This is a genomic window from Actinomycetospora aurantiaca (genome assembly GCF_037401875.1).
GTDB classification, from domain to species: Bacteria; Actinomycetota; Actinomycetes; order Mycobacteriales; family Pseudonocardiaceae; genus Actinomycetospora; species Actinomycetospora aurantiaca.
The window spans coordinates 209092-234264 of record NZ_JBBEGN010000009.1 but is presented as its reverse complement, the minus strand read 5'-3'; the positions used below and the strand labels follow the sequence as shown (position 1 = coordinate 234264).

Sequence of the window (25173 nt, the reverse complement as noted above, 5' to 3'; positions counted from 1 at the left end):
CTAGGTCCGGGGCGCGACGCCGGCGGCCTCGCCGGCCTTGTTGCGCCGGAAGCGCATCTCCTCCAGCTGGGAGCGCACCGAGATGCGCCGCTGGACGAGCTCGCGGACGTAGTCGTCGCGGCCCTGGTCCTGCTTCTCGTGGATCTGGCGGGTGAGCCGCCGGTCGAAGTTCTCCAGGATCGTGACCTCGTTCGAGAGGCGGCGGTGCTGCGCCCGCGCCTCCTCCAGCCGGGCCCGCTCCGCCTCGTCGCGGGAGCCGAGGACCTGCTCGGGCGCCGCGTGGGGTCTGGTCATGGCGCGCCGTCCTTCCGTCGTGCGGATCCCCAGGGTGCTCCGAGTCACCGGGGGAGGAAAGCCCCTGAACGCACCAAAGGCGCGTCCCGCGGCCCCCGAGCGGGCATCTCCGTCGCGTCCCCACGACTCCCGAGAGGTTCCCCATGGCCGACCGCCACGTCCGCCCCAGCGACGACGGCTGGATCGTCGTCAAGCCCGCCGCCACCCGGCCCAGCGCCCACGCCCCCACCCAGGCCGAGGCGATCACCCGCGCCGTCGAGATCGTCCGGAACGACGGCGGCGGCGCCGTCCTCGTGCACGACCTCGCGGGCGAGCTCGTCGAGACCGGCGACGTCGCCGCGCATGCCCAGGACTCCGAGCGCATCGCCACCGAGCTCTCCGCCGCCGCTGCGGCGGCCGAGGCGAAGCAGACCGGCGAGGACGCCTCCCGGCGGGCCGCCGCCGAGGCCGCGCAGGCCGGGGTCGAGGTCGCCGACCTCGACCGGGCCCGCCTCGAGGCCTCCGGCCAGAGCAGCGCCGCCGAGCGCGACGCCGCGGCGAAGAACGCGTCCTCGGCCGCGTCCGACGGTGCCGAGGCGCCGCGCGAGGTCGCCGAGCGGGCCGGCCGGCGCGCCGAGGCCGTCGGCGACCAGGCCGCGGACTCCGCCCGGACCGTCGCCGACGAGACCTCGCGGGCCGCGGACGAGGTCGGCGACGACGTCGCGACGACCGCCAAGAAGGTCCGCGGGCACACCGAGACCGGCGCGAAGAAGGTCGGCCGCACCGTCTCGCAGGGCGCGGACCAGATCGCCGACGACGCGTCCGCCGCGGGCCAGTCGGTGGAGGCCGCCGCGCGGGACGCCGCGCAGGTCGCGGAGGCCACCGCCGAGGAGGCCGCCGAGCAGGTGCGGGGCACCGCCAAGGAGGTCGCGGGCGAGGCGCGCGCGGCCGCCCGGCGCACCGCCGCGACGGCGGAGGCCACCGCCCGGGACGCGAGCGACGAGCTCCGCAACACCACCCGGCGGGCCGCCCAGCAGGGGGCGCAGTTCCAGGAGGAGGCGATCAGCGCCGCCGACCGCGTCGGGCAGACCATCCACGCCTACACCGAGGCGGCCGCGGCCCCGATCGACCAGCTCGCCGCCGCGCTGAACCCCGTCCGCGTGACGGGCCGGCTCGTCAACGTGGTCGCCGTCCTGGGGCTGCGCCTCGTCGGTCAGGCCACCGGGCAGACCGCGCAGAAGGCCGACCAGGGCGCCCGGCGCCTGCAGGACGCCGTGTGACCTCCGGTCAGCTGAGCAGTTTTCCGTGTCCCGGCACGGACTACTGCTCACCTGCGCGGAGCACATTCTTCTGGATCTTGCCGGTCGAGGTCTTCGGGAGCTCGCCGAAGACGATCCGCTTCGGCGCCTTGAACCGGGCGAGGTGGGTCCGGACGTGCTCGACGAGCTCGTCCGGGTCCACCTCCTCGCGCGCCGACACGTAGGCCACCGGGACCTCGCCCCACTGCTCGTCGGGCGCCCCGACGACCGCCGACTCGATCACCGCCGGGTGGCTGTCGAGCACCCGCTCCACCTCGACCGATGCAATGTTCTCCCCGCCGGAGATGATCACGTCCTTGGACCGGTCGCGGATCTCCACGTAGCCGTCCGGGTGCACCACGCCGAGGTCGCCGGTGCGGAACCACCCGGCCGCGTCGACCGCCGCGGTGGCGGCCACGTCGCGGTAGTAGCCCAGCATCACGTCGTTGCCGCGCACCACCAGCTCGCCCAGGGTCTCGCCGTCGGCCGGCACGTCGGCGCCGGACTCGGCGATCACCCGCAGCCTCGCCGCCACGACGTTCCCGACTCCCTGACGGGCCTGCAACCGGGCCCGCTCGTCGTCGTCGAGGTCGTCCCACTCCGGGTGCCAGTCGTTCACGACGGCGGGTCCGTAGGTCTCGGTGAGCCCGTAGAGGTGGGTGATGTCCATGCCGAGGCGCGTCATCCGCGACAGCAGCGTCGGCGACGGCGGGGCGCCGCCGGTGGCCACGGTGACCCGCTGGTCGAGCGGCGAGGCGGCGGACGCGCCCGCGATCATCGTCAGGACCGTGGGGGCGGCACAGAAGTGCGTGACGGCCTCGTCGACCAGCAGCCGCCAGATGTCCTCGGCGTCGATCGCGCGCAGGCACACGTGCGTGCCTCCGGCCGCGGTGACGCCCCAGGGGAAGCACCAGCCGTCGCAGTGGAACATCGGCAGCGTCCACAGGTAGCGCGACGACGGGTCCAGCCGCAGGTGGAAGGCCATCGCGAGCGCCTGCAGGTAGGCCCCGCGGTGGTGGTACATGACGCCCTTGGGCAGGCCGGTCGTCCCCGAGGTGTAGTTGATCGCGAGCAGGCCGCGCTCGTCGGCGACCGGCACCACGCTCGGCGCGGCCCGGCCCAGCCGGTCCTCGTACTCGTCGCCCTCGACGAGCAGCGTCGCCCCGGTCCGCTGCGCGACCTCGGCGGCCCGGTCCGCGAGCTCCGTCGTCGCCAGCAGCACCCGGGCCCCGGAGTGCTCGACGATGTGCGCGAGCTCGTCGACGGCCAGCCGGGTGTTCAGCGGCACGAGCACGCCACCGGCGAACGGCACGCCGTGGTGGGCCTCGAGCATGACGTGGCTGTTGGTCGCCAGGGCGGCCACGCGGTCGCCGGGCTGGACGCCGAGGGCCCCGAGGGCGCCGGCCAGCCGTCGGGAACGGTCCGCGAACTCGGCGTAGGTGAACCGCCGGTCGCCGTCCACGATCGCCGTGCGCTCGGCGAAGGCATGCTCCGAGCGCTCCAGGAACGCCGTCGGGGTGAGCTCGGCGAAGGTGAACGCCGCGGGCATCGGGGTGTTCGCCACGAACGGACCGGTGGTCACGGGGGGCCTCCCACGGGCCGACGACAGTGTCCGAGCAGCGTAGATGCACCTCGGACGATCACGCCTGTTCGACGGTGCACCACCAGGTGGTCCGGCTCCCGACGGTGCCGCGCGCCATCGGGGCCCCGCAGCGCGGGCAGGTGCCGTCCTTCACCCGGTGCTCGATGACCTCGCCGGTGTGCACCCCGCCGCGCTCGATCGCCTGCCGGGTGGCGCGGCGCAGCACCCGGCGCAGCTCGTCGAGCGCCTCGGTGGACAGCTCACCGGCCGGCGTGTGCGGGTCGAGCTTCGCCTCCCACAGCGTCTCGTCGGCGAGGAGGTTGCCGACGCCGGAGAGGACGGACTGGTCGAGCAGCCGCGCCTTGATCGGCGCGGTGCCGCGGCCGACGCGCTCCCGGAACTGCTCCCGGGTGATCTCGGCGGCGTCCGGCCCGAGGGCGTCGAGGTCGGGCTCGAGGCGGACCCGCCCGAGCCGGCGCTTGTCGAAGAGCCGGAAGGTCCCGCCGTCGTCGAACGAGAAGGTCACCCGGTCCCACTCCGGCTTCTGCCTCTCCTCGGCCGACCTCGACGGCAGGCCGCCCGCGTACTCGGACTCGCGGTCGCCGTCGGGCCCGGTGACCCGGATGCGCCCGCCCATGCCGAGGTGCACGCCCAGGTTCGGCCCGGGCTCGCCGTCCGCCGTGCGGGTCTCGCACCACATCGTCTTCCCGAGCCGGTGCGCCGCGGTCAGCCTCCCGCCCACCAGCGCCTTCGCGATCTCGCCCGGCCGGTGCGGGCGGCACACGTACTCGTCGGAGTCGTCGACGTCGGTGATCGTGCGGTCGAGCGCCTTCTCCAGGACCTGGCGGGCGCTCTCCACCTCGGGCAGCTCGGGCACCCCACCGTGGTACCCCCACCCGGGGCGTTCACGCCGGTCAGCTCAGCAGCCCCGGCAGGAACGTCGCCAGCTCGGGGACGGCGATGAGCAGGCCCAGCAGCGCCGCCTCGATGAGGAGGTAGGGGGCCACGCCGCGGAAGATCTCGGCCATGTCGAGCTCGGGCACCACCGATTTCATCGTGTAGAGGTTCAGCCCGACCGGTGGGGTGATCACCGCCATCTCCAGGTTCACCACGAGCAGCACGCCGAACCAGAGCGGGTCGTAGCCGAGGTCGCTCACCGCCGGCTCGAGGATCGGGGTGACCACCAGCAGCAGCGACGCCGCGTCGACGAGGCAGCCCAGCACCAGCAGCACGACCATGATCGCGACCATCACGACCCACGGCGGCACGTCCAGGCCGACGACGAAGTCCGACACCGTGTCCGGGATGCGGGCCAGGACGAGCATCTGGGTGAAGACGTACGCGGCGCCGACGATGGCGAGGATCGACGCCCCGACCGCGGCGGTCGAGGTGAGGACCGACCGCAGCTCGGCCCAGCCGAGGGCCCGGTAGAGCACCGCGGTCATGACGAGGGCGGCGAGCGCGCCGACGGCGGCGGCCTCGGTCGGCGTCGCGAAGCCGGTGTAGATCGAGCCGAGCACGAGGACGACCAGGCCGAGGGCGGGGGCGACGGCACCGAGCGCCCGGAGGCGCTGCCCCCAGTCGAAGACCTCGGTGTCGCGGGGGGCCTCGGTCGGTCGCAGGCTCGCGCGCCCCACCACGTAGGCGATCATCATCGCGGAGAGCAGGAGGCCGGGGACGATGCCGCCGGCGAACAGGGCCGCGGTGCTCTCACCCGTGATCGACGAGTAGAGGATGAACATCAGGCTCGGCGGGATGAGCATGGCCAGGGCGCCCGAGGCCGCCACGGAGCCGCTGGCGAAGGCGGGCCGGTAGCCCCGCTCGAGCATCTCGGGCACGGCCATCCGGCCGATCACGGCGACCGAGCTGATGCTGACGCCCGACATCGCGCCGAACACCGTCGACGAGGCGACCGCCGAGGCCCCCAGCCCGCCGGGCACGCGGGTGAACCACCGGTGGGCGGCGGCGAACAGGTCGCGCCCGAGCCCGCTGACCGCGAGCGCCTCCCCGAGCAGGATGTAGAGCGGCGCGGCGACGAGGGCGTACTCCTGCAGCTGCGCGTTCAGGGCGAGCGGCACCAGCTCGATCCCGCGCCAGCCGTCGAGCGCCAGGAGGCCGAGCACGCCCGACAGGCCGAGCGCGACGAAGATCGGGGTCCGCAGGCCGATGAGGACGACCAGGACCACCACGGCGAGCCCGACGACCAGTCCGTCCGCCATCAGCGTGCCGCTCCCTCGTCGTCGTGTCCCGCCCCGGCCGGCTCCGGCGCCTCGTCGGGCGGCGGGTGGGCCGGGAAGAGCAGCGCGGCGGCGACCAGCAGGGCGCCCGAGACCGCGAGCACGAGGTCGGGGACCCACAGCGGGATGCTGAAGGTGCCGGCGGCCGTGAGCCCGCGCTCGATGCCCACGGCCGCGGAGCGTGCCGCCGTCACCGCGACGGCCAGCCCGAACAGGGCCGTCGCCGCACCGGTGACCACGTCGGCCCGCCGGCGGGCGCGCGGGGACAGCCCGCGGTGGACGAGGTCGAGCGCGATGTGGCCGCCCGTGGCGTACAGGTGCGGGATCGCGAGGACGGTCGCGGCGAGCACCCCGGACGTGTTCAGCGGGTAGGCCCAGTCGGTCGGGGCGGCGAACAGGTACCGGGCCAGCGCGTCGTAGGTGATCGTCAGGACCATCGCGGCGACGACGAGGGCGGCCAGCGCCGCCGCGGCCCGCGTCGTCGCGAGCACCGCGCGCCGGGCCGCGCCGAGGGGCCCGCGGTCGGTCGTCGGGGTCGAGCTCGGCTGCGCGCCCATCTCCGCCTCCGTCACGCGGTCCGCACGATCTCGGCCATCCGGGCGGACACGGCGGGCCTCCCGAGAGCGGCCTCCCACCGGGCCCGGACGGGTTCGGTGGCCGCGCGCAGCGCCGCGAGCTCGTCCGGCGTCGGGTCCACGATCTCGACGCCGCCCCGGACGACCTCCGGGAGGTACTGGTCCTGGTGGACCGCGACCATCGTCGCGGTGCCCTCGCGGTAGAGCGCCCGGCCGCCCGCGTCGAGGGCGGCGCGCAGGCCCGGATCGAGTGCGTCGTACCAGCTCCGGCGGCAGTACGCGTCGAAGGTGTACGAGCCGATCTGGCAGCGGGTCCCGTACCGCAGGATCGACTGCAGGTCGCGGGAGACCACGGTGCCCAGGTAGCTGAGCATCCCGTCGATGGTGCCGCGCTGGAGGGCCTCGAACACCTCGGCCGACCCCATCGAGACCGGCGCGCCGCCGAGCGCCTTCACCGTCTCGCCCTCGATCTCGCCGGCCACGCGCACCCGCAGCCCCGCCACGTCCTCGGGCCGCCGGACCGGCCGGTCGACCGTCCAGAAGTACTCGTAGGTCAGCGGCATCCCGCCGAGGAGCCGGACGTCCTTCTCGGCCAGCTGCTCGTTCACCAGCGCGACCAGCGGCCCGTCGGGGTCGAAGACCCGCCGGTGGCGGGCGTAGTCCTCGGTGCCGAACGGGAGCTCCATCGCGCCGAGGGCGGGGAAGCTCGACGACACGTAGGAGCTGGTCTGGAAGACGAGGTCGGCGGCGCCCAGGAGCAGGCCCGGCAGCAGCTGTTCCGCCCCGAGGAGCGTGCCGCCGTCGAAGAGGTCGAACGCGGGGCCGCCCGCCCGGCCCACCGCGTCCAGCGTCACCTCCACGCCGGGGTAGAGGTCGTCGTACGACTTCGGGATGTATGTGGCGGCCCGGACGGGGCCGTCGGCCGGGGAGCCTCCGCCCGCCGGGGCCGCACACCCGGCGAGGACGCCCGCGGCCCCGAGGGCGGCGGCCGTGAGGAAGCCCCGTCGGTGCATGCTCGAAGCTCCCTCCGTCGCGCCCGCCACGTCCCGGCGTGCGCGACCGGTGCGGACCGCGGGCAGTCTGTCCCACCGGAGTCGCCCACGGCAGGGGTCGGCGGCACTTTCCGGACGACGGGGAGGGTCCGTCCCGACGATGGGCGGCGTCACATCTCGGGCCTCGCGGAACAGGCGGCGGCGTGCCGCTCTTGTCCCCGGAGGCCCTCGGAGCAGCGGGCCCCGTCCGCTCGCCCCCCCCTTCCGGAAGGCCACCGTGACCTCCCCCAGTCGCACCGCCACCGGCCCGGCCGACCCGGGCTCCGGCACGTCGCCGAGCCGTCTCCGGATCGCCCTGGTGCTCGGAGCGCTCATCGCCCTCGGGCCCCTCACGATCGACATGTACCTCCCGGCGCTGCCGACGATCACCGCCCAGCTGGAGACCACGCAGGCCGCGGTGCAGCTCACCCTGACCGGCACGTTGATCGGCCTGGCCGCGGGGCAGCTGCTCATCGGCCCGCTCTCCGACGCCGTCGGGCGGCGCAAGCCCCTCCTGGCCGGGACCGCCCTGCACGTGCTGGCGTCGCTCGCCATCGTCGTCGCGCCGAACGTGGCGGTCCTCGGCGTCCTGCGGGTGCTGCAGGGCCTCGGTGCCGCGGCCGGCGCCGTCGTCGCCCTCGCCGTGGTGCGCGACCTGTTCACCGGCCGGCCGGCGGCGACGCTGCTCTCGCGGCTCTTCCTCGTCATGGGTGTCGCGCCGGTCCTCGCCCCGACCCTCGGTGGGGAGCTGCTGCGCATCACGTCCTGGCGCGGGGTGTTCGTCGTGCTCGCGCTGTACGGAGCGGTCCTGGTGCCGGTCGTGTGGCGCTCGCTGCCCGAGACGCTGCCGCCCGACCGGCGCAGCCGACCCGGAATCCGGACGACTCTGAGCACCTACCGCGGACTGCTGCACGACCGCGCCTTCGTGGGGCTGGTCCTGGTCGCCGGGCTCGCGATGGCGGGCCTGTTCAGCTACGTCTCCGGCGCGACGTTCGTCTACCAGGACCAGTACGGGCTCGACGAGCAGCAGTTCGGCATCCTCTTCGGCGCCGGCGCGGTCTTCCTCATCGCCGCCACCCAGCTCAACGCCCTGCTGCTGCGCCGCTTCGAGCCGCGACGCATCCTCGTCGCCGCCATCGGGGCGGGGACCGTCGCGGCCTTCGTCCTGCTCGCCCTGGCCGTGGTGGGTCCCGGGCTCGTCGGCGTCGTCGTCCCGATGTGTGCGGTGCTGTTCGCGTGCGGCCTGGCCCTGCCCAACGCCCCCGCCCTGGCGCTCTCCCGCCACGGGCGACACGCCGGGACGGCCGCGGCGCTCCTCGGCGCGGTCCAGTTCGGGGTCGGGGCGCTCGTCTCGCCGCTGGTCGGGCTGCTGGGGAACGACGCGGTCGCCCTCGGGCTCTCGGTGTCGGGCGCGCTGGTGCTGGCGTGTGTCGTCCTCGCTGCGGTCGTCCGCCCCTGGAGCCTGGGCGACGTCGACGCGCCCACCACGGCAGGAGCGCACACTTAACGCCGACGTCACCCGTGCCGAATCCCCACGTATGACGCTGCACCCCGTGCCGACCCCGACCGAGATGCTCGCCGTCGCCCTCGCGGCGGCGCGCACGGGCTACGACGAGGGCGGTGTGCCGGTCGGCGCCGCGCTCTTCGGTCCCGACGGCGAGCTGCTCGGGTCGGGGCAGAACCGGCGCGTCCAGGACGGCGACCCCGCCACCCACGGCGAGACCGCCGCCTTCCGCGCCGCGGGCCGGCGCCCCGACTACGCCGGCACCACCATGGTCACCACCCTGTCGCCCTGCTTCTTCTGCGCAGGCCTGATCCGCCAGTTCCGCATCCCGCGGCTGATCGTGGGCGAGGCCCGCACCTTCGGCGGGCAGCACGCGTGGCTCGCGGAGCACGGCGTCGAGGTCACGGTGCTCGACGACCCGGAGTGCGCCGAGCTCATGAGCCGGTTCGCCACCGAGCAGCCCGACACGTGGCTCGAGGACATCGGCGGGCCGGAGTGAGACGCAGCGCAGCGGAGCTCGAACCAGCAGGCGGAGTGAGACCGAGCGCAGCGGAGCTCGAGCCGGCAGGCGCAGTGACTCGTCGTCATCGGACCCCGACGGCGCCGTCGGGTCCCCCACCGCAGGAGGGGCCATGTCGGTCATCGAGGAACCAGCGGACGTCGTCCTCCGGGAGGGCGTGTACGGCGACAAGGTCGTCGCGGTCGAGCCCGGGGGCGCGGAGTTCATCCCGCTCGCGGAGCGCCACGGGCGCCCGCGCCAGTTGTTCTGGACGTGGTGCTCACCCAACCTGGAGTTCGCGACGATCTTCGTCGGCGTGCTCGCGGTGGGCGCGTTCTCGCTCTCGTTCTGGGGGGCGTTCCTCGGCATCCTCGTCGGGACGGCGCTCGGGTCGCTGACCCACGGGCTGCTCTCGGCCCGCGGCCCGGCCGCCGGCGTGCCGATGATGGTGCTCTCGCGCCTCGGGTTCGGGTTCACCGGCAACGCGCTGCCGGCGGCCCTGAACGCCGTCGTGGGCGGGATCGGCTGGTTCGCCGTCAACAGCGTCTCCGGGGCACTCGCCCTGTCGACACTGACCGGGATGCCGGGCTGGGTCGCGCTGCTGATCGTCGCGCTCGTGCAGATCGGGGTGGCCCTGCTCGGGCACAACCTGATCCACGGGTTCGAGAAGGTCGTGCTGCCGGTGCTCGGCGTGGTCTTCGCGATCACGTCCGTGGTGATCCTGACGCAGGTCGACACCACCTTCGTCCCGACCGGCGGGCAGCCCGCGGGGACGGTCGCCGGCTTCCTGCTCACCGTCGGTGCGACCTTCGGCTACGCGGCCGGCTGGAACCCCTACGCCACGGACTACACCCGCTACCTGCCCGCCGACGCGAGTCCCCACGCCGTCGGCTGGGCCGCCGGCCTCGGGGTGTTCGTGCCCTGCGTGGTGCTCGAGACCGTCGGCGCCGCCTCGGCGACGATCGGCGGCATCGGCGGCGGCGCGCTCGACGATCCGACCGGGGTGTTCACCGGGCACCTGCCCGGCTGGCTCGCGGCGTTGACCCTGCTCTGCATCGCGGTCGGGGCGATCGCCGCGAACGCGATCAACATCTACTCCGGGTCGATGTCGTTCGTCGCGCTCGGCATCCGGCTCCCGCTGACGCTGCGCCGCGCGCTGGCCGTCGGGGTCTTCGGCGTGCTGGGCTTCGTCGTCGCCCTGTTCGGCCTGGCCGATGCCGGGCATGCGTACGAGGGCTTCCTGCTGATCATCGCCTACTGGATCGGCCCGTGGCTGGCGGTGGTGTTCGTCGACCGGTGGCTGCGGCGCGGCGACGGGGAGCACCTGCTCTTCGACACCTCGTACCGCAACCACGCGGGGCCGGTCGCGATGCTGGCCGGGATCGTCGTGTCGATCCTGCTGTTCGCGAACCAGACCCTGTTCACGGGCGTCGTCGCCGCGGCGGTCCCGCAGATCGGGGACATCGCCTTCATGGTCGGCTTCCTGGTCACCGGGACGATCTACTGGCTGATGCGCCGCGGCGCCTCCGCGTGACCTGACCGATCGGTCGAGGCGCACCCGGGGGCGCGGGGGCACGATCGCGGGCGTGATCACCTCCGACGACGCCCGCCGGTCCCGGTCCCGGGGCCGACGGGTGGCGTTCGCCGCGGAGGGCCTGCTCTACCTCGCGAGCCTCGCGGGCTTCACGGGCATGTTCGGGCTGCTGTGGACCTACCGGCTCGGGCCGCCGTTCCTCGAGCCCGGCGGGCTGTGGTCGCTGGCGGCGGTCGTGCTGGCGGCCGGGACCGCGGGGGCCGCGGCGCTGCACCGCTACCGACGCCCCGGGCGCACGGTGCCCATCGGGCTGTCCGTGCTCGCGGTGCAGCTGGTCACGCTCGTCGCCCCGCTGGGCCCGTCCCCCGTCGGCCTGCTCGGCTGGATGCTCGAGTGGGGGCCCGGGCCGGTGCTGCTCGGCGCCGTCGTCCGGCGGGCCCGCCCGTCGGTCGCGGTGCTCGCGACCGGGGCGATCCTCGCCTTCGCCGTCGTCCACGGGTCCTTCGTCCCGCGGGCCGAGATCGCGGGGCAGCCGGTGCTGGGGGTCCTCGACCTGCTCCCCGCCGTCGTCATCGTGCTCCTCCCCGCCGCCACCGGGGTGGTGCTGCGCAGCCTCGACACCGCGCGGCGCACCGCCGACCTCGCCCGCGTGCGCGCCGAGGAACGGCTGCAGGTGGCCCGCGAGCTCCACGACGTGATCGGCAACCACGTCACCGGCATGACGATGTACGCGCAGGTCGCCGCCGCCGATCCGGGGACGCCGGAGCGGACGCGGGAGCTGCTCGCCGCCATCGAGGCCACCGGCGGCGACGCGCTCGACGCGATGCGCCGGATGGTCGGCGCGCTGCGCAGCGACGACCGCGTCGGCGACCTGGACGCGATGCCGCCCGCGGCGACCACGCTCGCGGGCGCCGTGCAGGAGGCCGCCGCGTCGACCCCGCACGTGACCGTGGCCATCGACCCCGCCGTCGAGGACGGCGGAGCCCTGGCCCCGGACCTCGTCGCCACCGTGCACCGGGTGACGGTGGAGGCGCTGACGAACGTCCGGCGGCACGCACCGCGTGCGACGGCGGTCCGGATCGCCCTGGACGTGCCGAAGCCGGGCCGCCTCGCGGTGGAGATCGTCGACGACGGGCACGGCGACCTGCGGCCCGGCGGCTCCGGATACGGGCTCGTCGGCCTGCGCGAACGACTGGCCGCGGTCGGCGGGACGCTCGACGCCGGCCCGCGCGCCGACGGGGGCTGGCGGCTGCGCGCGGAGCTCCCCCACCGTCCGACCACGGGGCGGAGGAGCACCGCCGGACTAGGGTGATCACGTGGACGGCCTGCGCGTGCTGCTCGCCGACGACGAGCCCATGGTCCGCTCCGGCGCGCGGATGATGCTCGAGGCCGACGGGCACGAGGTCGTCGGGGAGGCCGGCGACGGCGAGGAGGCCGTCCGGCTGGCCCGGGCGCTGCGGCCGGACGTCGTGCTCATGGACATCCGGATGCCGCGCGTCGACGGGCTCCGGGCCACGCGGCTGCTGGCCGGGCCCGACGCCGCCGACCCGCTGCCGGTGATCGTCCTGACGACGTTCGACCTCGACGAGAACGTCCACGCGGCGCTGCGGGCCGGAGCGCGCGGTTTCCTGCTCAAGAACGCCGGTCCGCGCCTGCTCACCGAGGCCGTCCGGGCCGCCGCCGACGGCGGGTCGCTGATCGCCCCGTCGGTGACCACCCGGCTGCTCGAGCACTTCGCGACGACGGGTCCGTCCGCGGGGGGCGGCCGGCTCGTCGACCCGCTCACGGACCGGGAGTCCGAGGTGGTCCGGGCCGTGGCGTCCGGGGACACCAACCCCGAGATCGCGGAGCGGCTCGTCATCAGCCTGTCGACGGTGAAGGTCCACGTGGCCGCGGCCCAGCGGAAGATCGGTGCGCGCAACCGCACCGAGGTCGCGGTGTGGGCGTGGGAGACCGGTCTCGCCCGACGCGGCTGACGCCGGCTCGGCCGATCGGCCAGGTGTCCGACGGCGGATCTCGTGCTTCCGCCCGATGGCCGGAGCGTCTGCGCCCAGCAGGGTCGATCGGTGCCAGCGAGACGACGAGACCCGAGGAGCACCGCATGACCGTGACGACCGACGCCGCCGGCCCGTCCCCCTGCCGTCCCGCCCAGAGCGAGGGCTACTCCGTCGCGACGGTGCTGCTGCTCGTCGTCGGCGGGTTCGTGGTGCCGGTCGCCGGCTGGTTCGCGGGCGTGGTGATGCTGTGGGCCGGTCCGCGCTGGACCGTCGCCGACAAGTGGCTGGGCACCCTCGTCTGGCCGGCCGTGGTGGTGGTGCCGCTCGCCGCGGGCCTCGCGACCGCGGCCGTCGCCGGCCGCGACCTCGGGCCGGGCGTGCTGGCCGGCGGCGTCGTCGGCGTGGTCGCCGTCCTGGTCGGCCTGCCCTGGGCGTTCGTCCACCTGCTGCGCGCCGCCCGCCGGTGAGACCCTTGCGTGCCGATCATGCGAGCGGGCAGCGTGTGCTCCGGGCCCGACCCCGACGACGAGGAGGCACCCGGTGACGGCGGTGGCCGCAGCGAGCAGCCCGTGGGACACCGACGAGCGCCGGGAGCTGCGCGCCCTGGTCCGCCGGTTCACCGAGCGGGAGATCGTGCCGTCGCTCGACGCGTGGGAGGACGCGGGCGCGATGCCGCGGTCGCTGCACCGTCGGGCCGGGGAGCTGGGGCTGCTGGCCCTGGGGTTCCCGGAGTCGGCCGGCGGCGAGGGCGGGCACGTCGACAGTGCGATCGTCACCGAGGAGCTGATCCTCGCCGGCGGCTCCAGCGGCGTCGTCGCGGGCCTGTTCACCCACGGCATCGCCGCACCGCACATCGCGCTGCACGGCTCACCGGAGCTGGTCGACCGGTTCGTCCGGCCGACCCTGCGCGGGGAGCTGATCGGCTCGCTGGGGATCACCGAACCGGGCACCGGGTCGGACGTCGCGGCCATCACCACACGCGCGGTCCGCGACGGGGACGCGTTCGTCGTCGACGGCGCGAAGACGTTCATCACCTCCGGCACCCGTGCGGACTTCGTGACGACGGCCGTCCGCACCGGCGGTCCCGGCCACCGCGGCATCTCGCTGCTGGTGATCGAGACCGACCGGCCCGGCGTGCACCGCACGGCGCTGCGCAAGATGGGCTGGCACTGCTCGGACACCGCGACGATCTCGCTGGACGAGGTCCGGGTGCCGGCCGCGAACCTGGTCGGCGCCGAGGGCAGCGGGTTCCGGCAGATCATGGAGCGCTTCGGGTCCGAGCGGCTCTCGCTGGCGGTGCAGGCGGCCGCGACCGCCCAGCGGTGCGTGGACCTGACGATCGCGTGGGCCCGGCAGCGGGAGACGTTCGGGGCGCCGCTGGCCTCCCGGCAGGTCGTCCGACATCGGATCGCCCAGATGGCGCGGCGGGCGACGGTGGCCCGCAGCTACGTGCGGGACGTGCTCGTGCGCTGGGAGGCGGGCGAGGACGTCGTCACGGAGCTGGCCATGGCCAAGAACCAGGCCGTGGAGGCCTGCGACCGGGTGGTCGACCAGGCCGTCCAGCTGCACGGCGGCGCCGGCTACCTGCACGGGGTCGAGGTGGAGCGGCACTACCGCGACGCGCGCATCCTCGGGATCGGCGGCGGGACGAACGAGATCATGGACGAGGTCATCGCCGCACGGCTCGGGCTCGACTGACGGGTGGGGCGCGCCGGAACGGGTATGCCGGTCCCATGACCGAGCCGCAGGACGACACCGTGCGCAGCCTCATCGCCCAGGCCCGCGAGGAGATCCTCGACGACCAGGCCGACGCCGCCGAGAAGGCCACCCAGGAAGCCGCCGAGTGATCTAGCTTGCACGGTGTGACCGCACCGTACGGACCGGGCGACCCGCAGCAGCCGGGTCCCGGCCGGCAGTACCCCCAGTACTGTCAGTACCCCCAGCACCCCCAGCAGCCGCCCGGCTACGGGCCGCCGCCCGCCGAGCCGTCGTCGGTGCGCACCGCCTTCGGACTCTGGATCGCCGCCCTCGCGCTGTACCTCGTCGGCCAGCTCCTCGCCGTGCTCCTCCCGCCGACCGCCGAGGACTACGCCGCGTAATTCTCGAGTCTCGGCCTGCCCGCCGACCCGCAGCTCCTGCAGACCGTCGAGTCGACGTCCGGGATCACCTCGATCGTCGGGTTCGTCGTCACGCTCGTCTTCGTGGCCCTGTTCGCCTGGTTCGGGCTCAAGGTCCGTGCGGGTGCGACGTGGGCCCGGATCACCACGGCGATCCTGGCCGGGCTCGGGATCCTCGGCGCGCTCGGCACCGGGGCGGCCTCGCTGGTCAGCGCGCTGCCGGTGGCGGCCGGCGGGGTCGGCACGATCCTGCAGGTCCTCGCCGGGCTGCTGCTGATCGGCTACCTCGTGTTCCTGTTCCAGCGGCCGTCGAACGAGTACTTCGCCGCGCATGCGGCGCGCCGGTGATCGTGTAGAACGGCGGACGTGGAGAAGGCGGAACGTCCCTGGGGCTTCGCGACGCGCGCGGTCCACGCCGGCGCGGTGCCCGACTCGTCGGTGGGCGCGCGGGCGGTGCCGATCTACCAGTCGACGAGCTTCGTCTTCGAGGACACCGCCGACGCCGCGAACCTCTTCGCGCTGCAGAAGTACGGCAACATCTACTCGCGGATCGCCAACCCGACCGTGGCGGCCTTCGAGGAGCGCATCGCGAGCCTCGAGGGCGCACTCGGGGCGGTGGCGACGGCGTCCGGCCAGGCCGCGGAGTTCCTGACGTTCGCCTGCCTCGCCGGGGCGGGCGACCACGTCGTCAGCGCCGCGAGCCTCTACGGCGGCACCGTCACCCAGCTCGACGTGACGCTGCGCCGCTTCGGGGTCGACACGACGTTCGTCGCCGGGGACGACGCGGAGGCCTTCCGCGCGGCGATCACCGAGAAGACCCGGTTCGTCTTCGCCGAGCTGGTCACGAACCCGTCCGGCGAGGTCACCGACGTCGAGGCGCTGGCCGAGGTCGCGCACTCCGCCGGCATCCCGCTGATCATCGACGCGACCACGGCGACGCCGTACCTGTGCCGGCCCATGGAGCACGGCGCGGACATCGTCATCCACTCCGCGACGAAGTTCCTCGGCGGGCACGGCACCACGCTCGGCGGCGTCGTGTGCGAGTCCGGCCGGTTCGACTGGGGCAACGGCCACTTCCCGCAGATGACCGAGCCGATCCCGTCCTACGGCGGGCTGAGCTGGTGGGGCAACTTCCAGGAGTACGGCTTCCTGACGAAGCTGCGCTCCGAGCAGCTGCGCGACATCGGCGCGTCGTTGTCGCCGCACTCGGCCTTCCTGCTGCTGCAGGGCGTGGAGACGCTGCCGCAGCGGATGGCGGCCCACGTCGGCAACGCGCAGCGGGTCGCGGAGTGGTTGGAGGCGGACGACCGCGTCGACTGGGTGCGCTACTCCGGCCTGGCCTCCCACCCGCACCACGAGCGCGCCCGGCGCTACCTGCCCCAGGGTCCCGGCGCGGTGTTCGCCTTCGGCGTGCGCGGCGGCCGGGCGGCCGGGCAGCGCTTCATCGAGTCCGTGCAGCTGTGCAGCCACCTCGCCAACATCGGTGACGCGCGCACGCTCGTCCTGCACCCGGCGTCGACCACCCACCAGCAGCTCTCCGAGGACCAGCTGCTGCAGGGCGGCGTGCGACCCGACCTGATCCGCATCAGCGTGGGCATCGAGGACGTCGACGACATCCTGTGGGACCTGGACCAGGCCCTCACCGCCGCTGTGAAGGAGGCCTGATGGCCTGGGACGGCCCCACCGCGCTCGACCGGCAGCAGATCCTCCGCGACACGAAGACGGTCGCGATGGTCGGGGCGTCGGCGAACCCCGCCCGCGCGTCGAACTTCGTCGCGACCTACCTGCTCTCGAGCACCGACTTCGACGTCTACTTCGTCAACCCGAACGCCGACGAGATCCTGGGGAAGCCGGTCTACCCGTCGCTGGCCGACGTCCCCGTGGCGGTCGACCTCGTGGACGTCTTCCGCCGCCCGGAGGACCTGCCGTCCGTCCTCGACGCGACGATCGAGGCCGGGGCGTCGACGTTCTGGCTGCAGTTCGGGCTCTACGACGAGGAGCTCGCCCGCCGCGGCGAACAGGCCGGGCTCACCGTGGTGATGGACCGGTGCCTCAAGGTGGAGCACGCCCGGTTCGCGGGCGGGCTCCACCTCGCCGGCTTCAACACCGGCGTGATCAGCGCGAGGCGGCGGGGCCGGGCCTGAACGCCCAGACGGCGACGACGACGGCCCCGATCGTCAGGACCGACGCGCCCGGCACGTGGATCCACATCGTCGAGCCCATGCCGAAGTACGCCTGGACGAAGCTCAGGGCGAACACGACGAGCGCGGTCACGGCCGGCCACAGCGCGGCACCGCGCAGCCGCCACAGGGCGAAGGCGGCGATCATCGCGAGGCCGGACACGACGTGCAGCACGATCGCGCCCGCCGCGTGCGGGGCCTCCCAGGCCTCGTCGCCCGCCGGGCCGATGAACTCGCCGGCCGTCACGAACTGCCAGAGCAGGGTCACGACCGTCAGGACGGCGAAGACCCGGACCGTGGTGAGGATCGGGTCGGAGGTCCGCTGGGCGGACAGGGTGCCCGTGGTGTGGGCCATCGGGAGAGTCCCCTCGTCGGTGGATGGTCGCGCGTACCCGGGGACCCCGGACCACGACACTTGAAAGGACAATATGCGTCAGGACGTGCTGGCCCGGTGTGAACCCGGTGAGAACTCCCTGTGCCTGCGGCGCGCGGCCGCCGACGACGTCCCCGCGCTCGCGGCCCTCTTCGGCGCCGACCCGGTGTCCGCGGCGCGGGGCGACTCCGGCGACGGGGACCTGGCCGACTACGAGGTGGCGTTCACGGCGATCGACGCCGATCCCCGCCACCTGCTCGTCGTGGCGACCGAGGGCGACGGCGGACCGGTCGTCGGGACCCTGCAGCTCTCGTTCCTGCCCGGCCTCGCCCGACGCGGGGCGTGGCGCGGGCAGATCGAGGCCGTGCACGTCGCGGCGTCGCAGCGCGGTCGCGGGGTCGGCGCGTGGATGATCGGGTGGGCGGTCGACGAGTCCCGACGACGGGGGTGCGGGCTCGTGCAGCTCACGAGCGCGGTCGAGCGGCACGACGCGCACCGGTTCTACGAGCGGCTCGGCTTCACCGCGAGCCACGTGGGCTTCAAGCGCGCCCTGTGACCTGCTGCCGGGCCCGGCCACTTTCGAGCGAAGGGGCCCATCGCTCGATCTACCGGGCGAAGGGCGCCCACTGCCGGGACGGGCACCCGTCGGCCGTGGGCGCCCACCGCCCGTCTACCCGACGGAAGGGGCCCTTCGCTCGGAACCGGGTCGCGCGAGAGGGGACAATGGAATGTCGGGTCCGCCGTCAACGCTGATGCTCAGGACTACCGATCGACCCCCGGGACCGGAGTGACCACAGCGACCACCGCCACCGCCGACCTCCCCGAGCTGCAGCGCCGCGTGCGCGCGCTCGGTGGCGCGGACTCCCATCGACTGGCCCGCCGCCTCGACGGGGCGCGGAAGATCGGCGACGAGGAGAAGCGGGCCGGGACGCTCGGGAAGATCGCGGGCGACGTCGAGCGCGCCGAGCAGCGCCTGGAACGACGACGCGCCTCCGTCCCCGCCGTCTCCTACCCCGAGCAGCTGCCGATCTCGACCCGCGTCGACGACATCAAGGAGGCCCTCGAGAGCCACCAGGTCGTGGTGGTCGCGGGCGAGACCGGCTCGGGCAAGACGACGCAGCTGCCGAAGATCGCCCTCGAGCTCGGCCGTGGCGTCACCGGCACGATCGGCCACACCCAGCCGCGGCGGATCGCCGCCCGCACCGTGGCCGAGCGGGTCGCCGAGGAGTTGGGCACCACCGACTCCGACGTCGTCGGTTACCAGGTCCGTTTCACCAGCCGCGCGAGCGAGGACACGCTGGTGAAGCTGATGACCGACGGCATCCTGCTCGCCGAGATCCAGCAGGACCGACTGCTGCGCCGCTACGACACCCTGATCATCGACGAGGCCCACGAGCGCAGCCTCAACATCGACTTCCTGCTGGGCTATCTCGCCCAGCTGCTGCCACGCCGTCCCGACCTCAAGGTGATCATCACCTCGGCGACGATCGACCCGGAACGCTTCTCCGCGCACTTCGACGACGCCCCGATCATCGAGGTCTCCGGGCGCACGTTCCCCGTCGAGATCCGGTACGAGCCGCTGGTCGACCCCGACGATCCCGGCGCCGAGGAGCGCGACCAGCTCGACGGCATCCTCGACGCCGTCGAGGAGCTGCGCCGCGAGGGCCCGGGCGACGTGCTCGTCTTCCTCGCCGGCGAGCGCGAGATCCGCGACACCGCCGACGCCCTGAACGCGCTACCGGACTCCCCCACCGACCCGCTCGACGTCCTGCCGCTGTTCGCCCGGCTCTCCGCCGCCGAGCAGCACCGGGTCTTCGAGCCGAGCCGGGGCGGCAAGCGGCGCATCGTCCTCGCCACGAATGTCGCCGAGACGTCGCTGACGGTGCCGGGCATCCGCTACGTCATCGACCCCGGCTACGCCCGCATCTCGCGCTACAGCCAGCGCACCAAGGTGCAGCGGCTGCCGATCGAGAAGATCTCGCAGGCGTCGGCGACGCAGCGCGCCGGCCGCTGCGGACGTGTCGCGGACGGCATCTGCATCCGGCTCTACGCCGAGGACGACTTCGACGCCCGCCCCGAGTTCACCGACCCCGAGATCCAGCGCACCAACCTGGCCTCGGTGATCCTGCAGATGGCCGGGGCCAAGCTCGGGCCGGTCGAGGAGTTCCCGTTCGTCGACCCGCCCGAGACCCGCGCGGTCCGCGACGGGGTCCGGCTGCTCACCGAGCTCGGCGCGATCGTCGACGGGGACGCGACGCGGCTGACCGACGTCGGGCGGAATCTCGCGCGCCTCCCGGTCGACCCGCGCATCGCCCGCATGATCCTGGCCGCCGACCAGCTCGGCTGCCTGCACGAGGTCACCGTCATCGCCGCCGGCCTCTCCGCCCAGGACCCGCGCGAGCGCCCGACGGAGAAGACCGCGGAGGCCGACGCCGCCCACGCCCGCTTCGCCGACCCGCGCTCGGACTTCCTGTCGTGGCTGCACCTGTGGGAGCACATCCGCACGCAGCGCCGGGAGCTCACCGGCAACCGGTTCCGCAGGCAGTGCGCCGCGGAGTACCTGAACTTCCTGCGCATCCGCGAGTGGCAGGACCTCGCGGCGCAGCTGCGCCAGCTCGGCGACGAGCTCGGCCTCACGCGCAACCAGCCGAGCGAGGAGATCACCAAGGACCTCGCCGACCGCGTCCACCAGGCCCTGCTCACCGGCCTGCTCTCCCAGCTCGGGCTCGCGGTGGAGCCGCCGAAGCCGAAGCAGGGTCAGCCGAAGCCCAAGCGGCGTCCGATCACGGAGTTCGAGGGCAGCCGGGGCGCGCGGTTCGCGATCTGGCCCGGATCGTCGCTGGCGAAGCGGCCCCCGACGTTCGTCATGGCCGCGGAGCTCGTCGAGACCTCCCGCCTGTGGGCCCGCACCGTCGCCGGGATCGACCCGCGCTGGGCGGAGGAGGCGGCGGGCGACCTCGTCACGCGGACGTACTCCGAGCCGCGGTGGTCCAAGCGCCGCGGCTCCGCCGTCGCGACCGAGCGCGTCACGCTGTTCGGCGTCCCGCTCGCGATGGACCGCAGCGTCGACTTCGGCCGGATCGACCCGGAGCTCTCCCGCGAGCTGTTCATCCGGCACGCGCTGGTGCAGGGCGAGTGGACGAGCCGGCACGACTTCGTCCGCCGCAACGCCGCCGAGCTGGAGCGGGTCGCGGAGATGGAACGCCGTGCCCGCCGCGAGCTGCTCGTCGACGAGGAGACGATCTTCCGCTTCTACGACGAGCGCGTGCCCGCCTCCGTCGTCTCGGTCCGGCACTTCGACCGCTGGTGGCAGAAGGAGTCCCGCCGGGACCCGCGCCTGCTCGACCTCGACCCGGCAGCGCTGCTCGCGCACGAGGCTCCCGACGCCGGGTCGTATCCCGACTCGTGGCAGGCCGGCGGTCTCACACTGCCGCTCTCGTACGCCTTCGACCCCGGGACCGACACCGACGGGGTCACGGTCACCGTGCCGCTCGCGGTGCTGGGTCAGGTGCGCGCCGAGGACCTCGCCTGGCAGGTGCCGGGCCTGCGCGAGGAGATGCTGACCTCGCTGGTCCGGTCGCTGCCCAAGCCGCTGCGCCGCTCGCTGGTGCCGGCGCCGGACACGGCCCGCGCGCTGCTCGCCCGGCTGGCCGCCGACCGACGCCCCGCCGAGGGCGAGTCGCTGCTGCGCGCGCTCAGCGAGGCCGTGAAGCGGATCTCCGGGGTCGACGTCCCCGTCGACGCCTGGAACGTCGCCGGCCTGCCGTCGCACCTGCGGCTGACGTTCCGGGTCACCGACGACGACGGGGCGACCGTCGCCGACGGCGGCGACCTGAACGCCCTGCGCCGCCGCTACGCCCGGGAGACGAAGGCCGCCGTCGCCAAGGTGGCCGACGGGCTCGAGCGGCGCGGGCTGACGTCGTTCGCCGAGGTCGGGGAGCTGCCGCGCACGCGCGAGCAGTCCCGGGCGGGCGGCACGGTCACGGCACACCTGGCCCTGGTCGACGAGGGGTCGACGGTCGGGGTCGGGGTGTTCGACTCCGCGCTGGAGGCGCGCGACGCGATGCGGGCCGGCACGCGGCGGCTGCTGCTGCGCTCGATCCCGTCGCCCGCGCGGTCGCTGGTGCGCTCGCTGGACAACCGGGCGACGCTGCGGCTGAAGAGTGCGATGGCGGAGTCGGACTACCGGGACGTCGCCGACCTGGCCGACGACTGTGTGGCGGCGGCGGTCGACGGGCTCGTGGTCGCGCTGAAGGGCCCGGTGTGGACCGCGCAGGCGTTCGAGAAGCTCCGCGGCGACGTCGCGGCGCGGCTGCCCGCGGGAGCCGCCGAGGTGCTCACGCGCGCCGAGGCGGTCCTCGCCGAGGCGGGCACCGTGCGCGGGACGCTGGACCGGCTCCGCGCCCGGCCGGGCAGCGGCCTGCTCGACCCGGCACTGGAGGACGTGCGGGCGCAGCTGTCGACGCTGGTCGGGGGCCGGTTCGTGACGCGGTGGGGGGTCGCGCGCCTGCCGGACGTGGCCCGGTGGCTGCGGGCGGCGGCCAGGCGGCTCGACAAGCTGGCCGAGGCCCCGCGGCGCGACGCCGAGCTCATGGACGGCGTCCACGCGGTCGAGACCGACCACCGCGCCCGCCGTCGGGCCGCGGAGCAGGAGCCGCGGACCTTCGACCGCGACGCCTGGGACGCGGTGGGCGTGATGCTCCAGGAACTGCGGGTCAGCCGGTTCGCCCAGGAGGTGGGCACCGCCGGCTCGATCTCCGAGCAGCGGATCGCGAAGGCGCTGGCCGCACTCGCCTGACCCGGAGGTACGACACACTCCGGGTCATGGTGGACCCGACCGAACGCCAGATCGTCCAGGACCAGCTCGAGGAGTTGCACGCCCGGCACGGGAGCAGCCCCTTCGACGACGTGGTCAGCTACTACCCGCCCGAGGCCGAGGCCGACCGCGACCTGTTCGGCGTCGCGGGCACGAACGTCGACGGCACCTGCTGGTCGATCGGCGACTGCAGCGTCCGGTTCCCCCTGCACTCGGTGTCCAAGGTGTTCACCTACGCGCTGGCCCTCGAGGACCACGGGCGGGCCGAGGTGATGCGCAACGTCGGCGTCGAGCCCTCCGGCGACCCCTTCAACTCGATCACCTTCGACGAGGCCAACAACCGGCCCTACAACCCGATGATCAACGCCGGCGCCCTGGTGGCGGCGAGCCTCGTCGACGGGTTCGACACCCGCGACCAGGTCGGCCGCATCGTGGAGCGCTACCGGCGCTACACCGGCAACCCCGACCTCGACGTCGACCGCGCCGTCCTCGACGAGCAGCTCGCGAACAACGACCGCAACATCGGGCTCTGCTACCTGATGCGCTCCCTCGGGATGCTGCACGGCGACATCGACCGCACCGTCGAGGTGTACCTGTCGGCCTGCTCGATCACGGTCACCGCGGCCGAGCTCTCGGTCATGGGGGCGACCCTGGCCAACGGCGGCGTCAACCCGCTGACCGGCGAGCGCGCCGTGGAGCGCAGCCACGTCCGCGACGTGGTCAGCGTGATGATGTCGTGCGGCATGTACGACGCCGCCGGGACGTGGGCCACCGAGGTCGGCATCCCGGCCAAGAGCGGGGTGTCCGGCGGCATCGTCTGCGTCCTGCCCGAGTACTTCGGGCTCGGGACCTTCTCCCCCGGGCTCGACGTCCACGGCAACTCGGTCCGGGGGGTCGCGCTCTGCCGCGAGCTCTCCGAGACCTTCGGGCTGCACGTGTTCGCCGACCCCGGGGAGTCGACGTTCGGGCGGGTCGCCCAGCCCGATCAGCGGACCTGACCACCCGGCTCCAGCTCGACGGCGGCGCGGAACGACCCGTCCATGTGGAACGGCACCGACTCGTGCTGGTGGACGACCCGCCAGTGCCCGTCGACGCGGCGCAGCCCGATCGTCGACCGGAACCACAGCGTGAACTCGCCACCCTTGTCGCCCGACATCGAGGTCAGGGTGTGCACGAACGCGAGGTCGCCGTCGACGTGGACGACCGGGTCGTGGTGGGCGAGCTTCGGCGGCGCGGTGAACGACGCGATCCACTCCGCGAGGCCGGACGCGTCGTCGTCGGTGACGGTCTGCACCAGCGGGGGTGCGAGGTTGTAGACGACGGGTTCCGGCGCGTACGTGGCGATCGCGCGCTCCGCGTCGCCCGCCGCGATGGCGTCGTGCTGTTCGGTCAGGACGGCGAGAATCTCCGAGGTACTCATGCCCGGGTGTCGAGGCCGGTGGGCACGGTCTCGACACCCGGCCAGAAGAAAATTGCCGCCCGGAGGGACCCGTCGTCGTGAAGTTCATGATCCTGCTGCACTCGAACGCCCACTTCGCGCAGCGCTGGGAGGCGCTGACGCCCGAGCAGCGCACGGGGTTCGGCGCCGACCACCTGGCCCTGACGCGCGAGCTGGCGGGGTCGGGCGAGCTCGTCGCGTCCGAGGGGCTCGCCGACCCGTCGCTCGCGCGCTGGGTGTCGACCGCCGAGGGCAGCCCCGTGGTCGCGGACGGTCCGTTCGCCGAGACCAAGGAGCACCTCGCGGGCTTCTACCTGGTGGACGTGGCCGACGCGGAGCGCGCCGAGGAGATCGCGGCCCGCGTGCCGGACGCGGTCTGGGGACTGGTCGAGGTGCGGCCGGTGCTCGACATGAGCGGCTGGGACATGTGAGCGGGGCGGGCGCGGGCCCGGCGGTCGTCGAGGCACTCCGCGCGGCCGCACCGGCCGCGCTCGGGACCCTGGCGCGCCGGCACCGCGACTTCGGTGCCTGCGAGGACGCCCTCCAGGAGGCCCTGGTGGCGGCCTCGCAGACCTGGGCGGCCGACGGGTTGCCGACCAACCCGACCGGGTGGCTGGTGACGACGGCGACCCGGCGCCTGGTGGAGGGCCTCCGGCGCGACACCGCCCGCCGTCGTCGGGAGGAACTGGACGCGCGCCGCGAGCCGCCGCCGGCCGAGGTGGCGCCGGGCGACGACACCGTCGCGCTGCTGCTGCTCTGCTGCCACCCCGCGCTGCGCACGCCGAGCCAGGTGGCCCTCACGCTGCGGGCCGTCGGCGGCCTGACGACGGCGGAGATCGCCCGCGGGCTGCTGCTGCCGGAGGCCACGGTCGCGCAGCGGATCAGCCGGGCCAAGGCGAAGCTCACCGAGGTCGGGCGGACGTTCGCCGACCCGGACGACGACGAGCGCCGCGCCCGGCTCCCGGCCGTCCTCGCCGTCCTGTCGCTGGTCTTCACCGAGGGCCACACGGCGAGCGCGGGCGACGTGCTGGCCCGGACCGACCTCACCGAGGAGGCCATCCGGCTCACCCGCCGGCTCGCCGACGCCCTTGCCGACGCGCCCGAACGCGGCGAGGCACTCGGCCTGCTGGCCCTCATGCTGCTCACCGACGCCCGCCGCGCCGCCCGGACCGGCCCCGACGGCCGGCTCGTCCCGCTCGCCGAGCAGGACCGCACCCGCTGGGACGCCACCCGCCTCGCCGAGGGCACGGCGCTGGTCACCGAGGTGCTCCGCGAGGGCGTGCCGGGGCCGTACACGGTGCAGGCGGCCATCGCGGCGGTGCACGCGGAGGCCGGCCGGGCGCAGGACACGGACTGGCCGCAGGTCCTCGCGCTCTACGACACCCTCGTCGGGTTCTGGCCGGACCCGATGGCCCGGCTCGGGCGCCTGGTGGCCCTCGGGGAGGTCCGGGGCCCGGAGGCCGCGCTGGCCGCCCTGGACGCGCTCGACGAGCCCGGACTGCGCGACCACCACCGGGTGCCCGCCGTCCGCGGGCACCTCGCGGAGGCCGCCGGCCGGAGCGACGAGGCGGTCGCGGCCTACCGGGAGGCGGCGCGCCGAGCCCTGTCCGACCCGGAACGGGCCTACCTGCTGGACCGGGCCTCCCGGTTGCGCACCGCCGGTCCCGTCACGTGATCACCGGTCCCTCATCGGGCCCGGACCGGGTCCGCGAGCCCCGT

The 25173-nt window shown here is 74.4% G+C and carries 25 protein-coding genes; 17 read left to right on the top strand and 8 right to left on the bottom strand.

The features are described from left to right. Nucleotides 1–294, bottom strand: a complete 294-nt coding sequence (locus tag WCD74_RS19295) for a hypothetical protein (protein WP_337696496.1) — start codon at nucleotides 292–294, stop codon at nucleotides 1–3. 143 nt (nucleotides 295–437) lie between these two features. On the opposite strand from WCD74_RS19295, the gene WCD74_RS19290 reads away from it, so the two are divergent. Next, a complete protein-coding gene (locus WCD74_RS19290) occupies nucleotides 438–1553 on the top strand; it encodes a DUF2188 domain-containing protein (protein ID WP_337696495.1) in 1116 nt (371 codons plus the stop codon). Nucleotides 1554–1593: 40 nt separating this feature from the next. Here the strand turns inward: WCD74_RS19290 and WCD74_RS19285 are convergent, their stop codons facing one another. The 5 genes from WCD74_RS19285 to WCD74_RS19265 all read right to left on the bottom strand — a co-directional run bounded on the left by WCD74_RS19285 (nucleotide 1594) and on the right by WCD74_RS19265 (nucleotide 6978). Further along, a complete protein-coding gene (locus WCD74_RS19285; protein ID WP_337696500.1) occupies nucleotides 1594–3120 on the bottom strand; it encodes an acyl--CoA ligase family protein in 1527 nt (508 codons plus the stop codon). A 91-nt stretch (nucleotides 3121–3211) separates the two neighbouring features. Next, on the bottom strand, nucleotides 3212–4030 hold the full coding sequence (locus WCD74_RS19280; protein WP_337696494.1) for an Fpg/Nei family DNA glycosylase: 819 nt from the start codon (nucleotides 4028–4030) through the stop codon (nucleotides 3212–3214). Between the two features lie 37 nt (nucleotides 4031–4067). Beyond that, a complete protein-coding gene (locus tag WCD74_RS19275; RefSeq protein ID WP_337696493.1) occupies nucleotides 4068–5372 on the bottom strand; it encodes a TRAP transporter large permease in 1305 nt (434 codons plus the stop codon). Then, a complete protein-coding gene (locus tag WCD74_RS19270; RefSeq protein ID WP_337696492.1) occupies nucleotides 5372–5962 on the bottom strand; it encodes a TRAP transporter small permease in 591 nt (196 codons plus the stop codon). The genes WCD74_RS19275 and WCD74_RS19270 overlap by 1 nt, the downstream gene beginning before the upstream one ends. Next, complete coding sequence (locus WCD74_RS19265) at nucleotides 5959–6978, bottom strand: TRAP transporter substrate-binding protein (protein ID WP_337696491.1); 1020 nt, start codon at nucleotides 6976–6978, stop codon at nucleotides 5959–5961. The genes WCD74_RS19270 and WCD74_RS19265 overlap by 4 nt, the downstream gene beginning before the upstream one ends. Nucleotides 6979–7234: 256 nt before the next feature. Between WCD74_RS19265 and WCD74_RS19260 the strand changes: the two genes are divergently transcribed. From WCD74_RS19260 to WCD74_RS19210, 11 genes are all read left to right on the top strand, one after another. Continuing rightward, entirely contained in the window at nucleotides 7235–8503 is a 1269-nt protein-coding gene (locus tag WCD74_RS19260) for a multidrug effflux MFS transporter (protein WP_337696490.1), read from the top strand. Between the two features lie 31 nt (nucleotides 8504–8534). Next, nucleotides 8535–8999 (top strand): nucleoside deaminase, encoded by a 465-nt coding sequence (locus WCD74_RS19255; RefSeq protein WP_337696489.1) that lies wholly within the window; start codon nucleotides 8535–8537, stop codon nucleotides 8997–8999. A gap of 133 nt (nucleotides 9000–9132) precedes the next feature. Continuing rightward, the gene (locus WCD74_RS19250) at nucleotides 9133–10533 is read left to right on the top strand and encodes a purine-cytosine permease family protein (RefSeq protein ID WP_337696488.1); all 1401 of its coding nucleotides are present in this window, start codon (nucleotides 9133–9135) and stop codon (nucleotides 10531–10533) included. A 52-nt stretch (nucleotides 10534–10585) separates the two neighbouring features. Beyond that, nucleotides 10586–11845: a sensor histidine kinase gene (locus WCD74_RS19245; RefSeq protein WP_337696487.1), complete on the top strand. Its 1260-nt coding sequence runs from the start codon at nucleotides 10586–10588 to the stop codon at nucleotides 11843–11845. A 4-nt stretch (nucleotides 11846–11849) separates the two neighbouring features. Further along, on the top strand, nucleotides 11850–12509 hold the full coding sequence (locus tag WCD74_RS19240) for a response regulator (protein ID WP_337696486.1): 660 nt from the start codon (nucleotides 11850–11852) through the stop codon (nucleotides 12507–12509). Between the two features lie 125 nt (nucleotides 12510–12634). After that, nucleotides 12635–12997 carry a hypothetical protein gene (locus tag WCD74_RS19235; protein WP_337696485.1) on the top strand — a complete coding sequence of 121 codons (363 nt, stop codon included), beginning with the start codon at nucleotides 12635–12637 and terminating at the stop codon, nucleotides 12995–12997. A 73-nt stretch (nucleotides 12998–13070) separates the two neighbouring features. Continuing rightward, nucleotides 13071–14228, top strand: coding sequence for an acyl-CoA dehydrogenase family protein (locus WCD74_RS19230; RefSeq protein ID WP_337696484.1), 1158 nt, complete (start codon nucleotides 13071–13073; stop codon nucleotides 14226–14228). A gap of 164 nt (nucleotides 14229–14392) precedes the next feature. Then, a complete protein-coding gene (locus WCD74_RS19225) occupies nucleotides 14393–14629 on the top strand; it encodes a hypothetical protein (protein WP_337696483.1) in 237 nt (78 codons plus the stop codon). Nucleotides 14630–14731: 102 nt separating this feature from the next. Continuing rightward, entirely contained in the window at nucleotides 14732–14995 is a 264-nt protein-coding gene (locus WCD74_RS19220) for a hypothetical protein (protein ID WP_337696482.1), read from the top strand. 18 nt (nucleotides 14996–15013) lie between these two features. Then, complete coding sequence (locus tag WCD74_RS19215) at nucleotides 15014–16312, top strand: O-acetylhomoserine aminocarboxypropyltransferase/cysteine synthase family protein (protein ID WP_337696481.1); 1299 nt, start codon at nucleotides 15014–15016, stop codon at nucleotides 16310–16312. Next, a complete protein-coding gene (locus WCD74_RS19210) occupies nucleotides 16312–16791 on the top strand; it encodes a CoA-binding protein (RefSeq protein WP_337696480.1) in 480 nt (159 codons plus the stop codon). Before WCD74_RS19215 ends, WCD74_RS19210 begins: the two co-directional genes overlap by 1 nt. On the opposite strand, the gene WCD74_RS19205 is transcribed toward WCD74_RS19210, so the two are convergent. Next, nucleotides 16763–17182, bottom strand: a complete 420-nt coding sequence (locus WCD74_RS19205; protein ID WP_337696479.1) for a hypothetical protein — start codon at nucleotides 17180–17182, stop codon at nucleotides 16763–16765. The genes WCD74_RS19210 and WCD74_RS19205 overlap by 29 nt on opposite strands. Before the next feature lie 73 nt (nucleotides 17183–17255). Here WCD74_RS19205 and WCD74_RS19200 point away from each other — a divergent pair, with 73 nt between their 5' ends. The 3 genes from WCD74_RS19200 to glsA all read left to right on the top strand — a co-directional run bounded on the left by WCD74_RS19200 (nucleotide 17256) and on the right by glsA (nucleotide 23014). Next, nucleotides 17256–17756, top strand: a complete 501-nt coding sequence (locus WCD74_RS19200; protein ID WP_337696478.1) for a GNAT family N-acetyltransferase — start codon at nucleotides 17256–17258, stop codon at nucleotides 17754–17756. A 231-nt stretch (nucleotides 17757–17987) separates the two neighbouring features. Continuing rightward, on the top strand, nucleotides 17988–21998 hold the full coding sequence (hrpA, locus tag WCD74_RS19195; protein WP_337696477.1) for an ATP-dependent RNA helicase HrpA: 4011 nt from the start codon (nucleotides 17988–17990) through the stop codon (nucleotides 21996–21998). A gap of 26 nt (nucleotides 21999–22024) precedes the next feature. Beyond that, nucleotides 22025–23014, top strand: coding sequence for a glutaminase A (gene glsA, locus WCD74_RS19190; RefSeq protein WP_337696476.1), 990 nt, complete (start codon nucleotides 22025–22027; stop codon nucleotides 23012–23014). Here glsA and WCD74_RS19185 read toward each other — a convergent pair. Beyond that, nucleotides 23002–23436, bottom strand: a complete 435-nt coding sequence (locus WCD74_RS19185; protein WP_337696475.1) for a YybH family protein — start codon at nucleotides 23434–23436, stop codon at nucleotides 23002–23004. The genes glsA and WCD74_RS19185 overlap by 13 nt on opposite strands. An 86-nt stretch (nucleotides 23437–23522) precedes the next feature. On the opposite strand from WCD74_RS19185, the gene WCD74_RS19180 reads away from it, so the two are divergent. Together WCD74_RS19180 and WCD74_RS19175 are read left to right on the top strand one after the other, a co-directional pair. Continuing rightward, entirely contained in the window at nucleotides 23523–23885 is a 363-nt protein-coding gene (locus WCD74_RS19180) for a YciI family protein (RefSeq protein WP_337696499.1), read from the top strand. Then, nucleotides 23882–25129 (top strand): RNA polymerase sigma factor, encoded by a 1248-nt coding sequence (locus WCD74_RS19175; protein ID WP_337696474.1) that lies wholly within the window; start codon nucleotides 23882–23884, stop codon nucleotides 25127–25129. Before WCD74_RS19180 ends, WCD74_RS19175 begins: the two co-directional genes overlap by 4 nt. Nucleotides 25130–25173 lie beyond the last annotated feature (44 nt).

Coding starts and splice junctions, on each gene's coding strand:
- WCD74_RS19210 (WP_337696480.1), top strand. CDS start 16,312: ATGGCCTGGGACGGCCCCACCGCGCTCGACCGGCAGCAGATCCTCCGC.
- WCD74_RS19255 (WP_337696489.1), top strand. CDS start 8,535: ATGACGCTGCACCCCGTGCCGACCCCGACCGAGATGCTCGCCGTCGCC.
- WCD74_RS19265 (WP_337696491.1), bottom strand. CDS start 6,978: ATGCACCGACGGGGCTTCCTCACGGCCGCCGCCCTCGGGGCCGCGGGC.
- WCD74_RS19185 (WP_337696475.1), bottom strand. CDS start 23,436: ATGAGTACCTCGGAGATTCTCGCCGTCCTGACCGAACAGCACGACGCC.
- WCD74_RS19250 (WP_337696488.1), top strand. CDS start 9,133: ATGTCGGTCATCGAGGAACCAGCGGACGTCGTCCTCCGGGAGGGCGTG.
- WCD74_RS19205 (WP_337696479.1), bottom strand. CDS start 17,182: ATGGCCCACACCACGGGCACCCTGTCCGCCCAGCGGACCTCCGACCCG.
- WCD74_RS19180 (WP_337696499.1), top strand. CDS start 23,523: ATGATCCTGCTGCACTCGAACGCCCACTTCGCGCAGCGCTGGGAGGCG.
- glsA (WP_337696476.1), top strand. CDS start 22,025: ATGGTGGACCCGACCGAACGCCAGATCGTCCAGGACCAGCTCGAGGAG.
- WCD74_RS19285 (WP_337696500.1), bottom strand. CDS start 3,120: ATGCCCGCGGCGTTCACCTTCGCCGAGCTCACCCCGACGGCGTTCCTG.
- WCD74_RS19200 (WP_337696478.1), top strand. CDS start 17,256: ATGCGTCAGGACGTGCTGGCCCGGTGTGAACCCGGTGAGAACTCCCTG.
- WCD74_RS19275 (WP_337696493.1), bottom strand. CDS start 5,372: ATGGCGGACGGACTGGTCGTCGGGCTCGCCGTGGTGGTCCTGGTCGTC.
- WCD74_RS19290 (WP_337696495.1), top strand. CDS start 438: ATGGCCGACCGCCACGTCCGCCCCAGCGACGACGGCTGGATCGTCGTC.
- WCD74_RS19295 (WP_337696496.1), bottom strand. CDS start 294: ATGACCAGACCCCACGCGGCGCCCGAGCAGGTCCTCGGCTCCCGCGAC.
- WCD74_RS19235 (WP_337696485.1), top strand. CDS start 12,635: ATGACCGTGACGACCGACGCCGCCGGCCCGTCCCCCTGCCGTCCCGCC.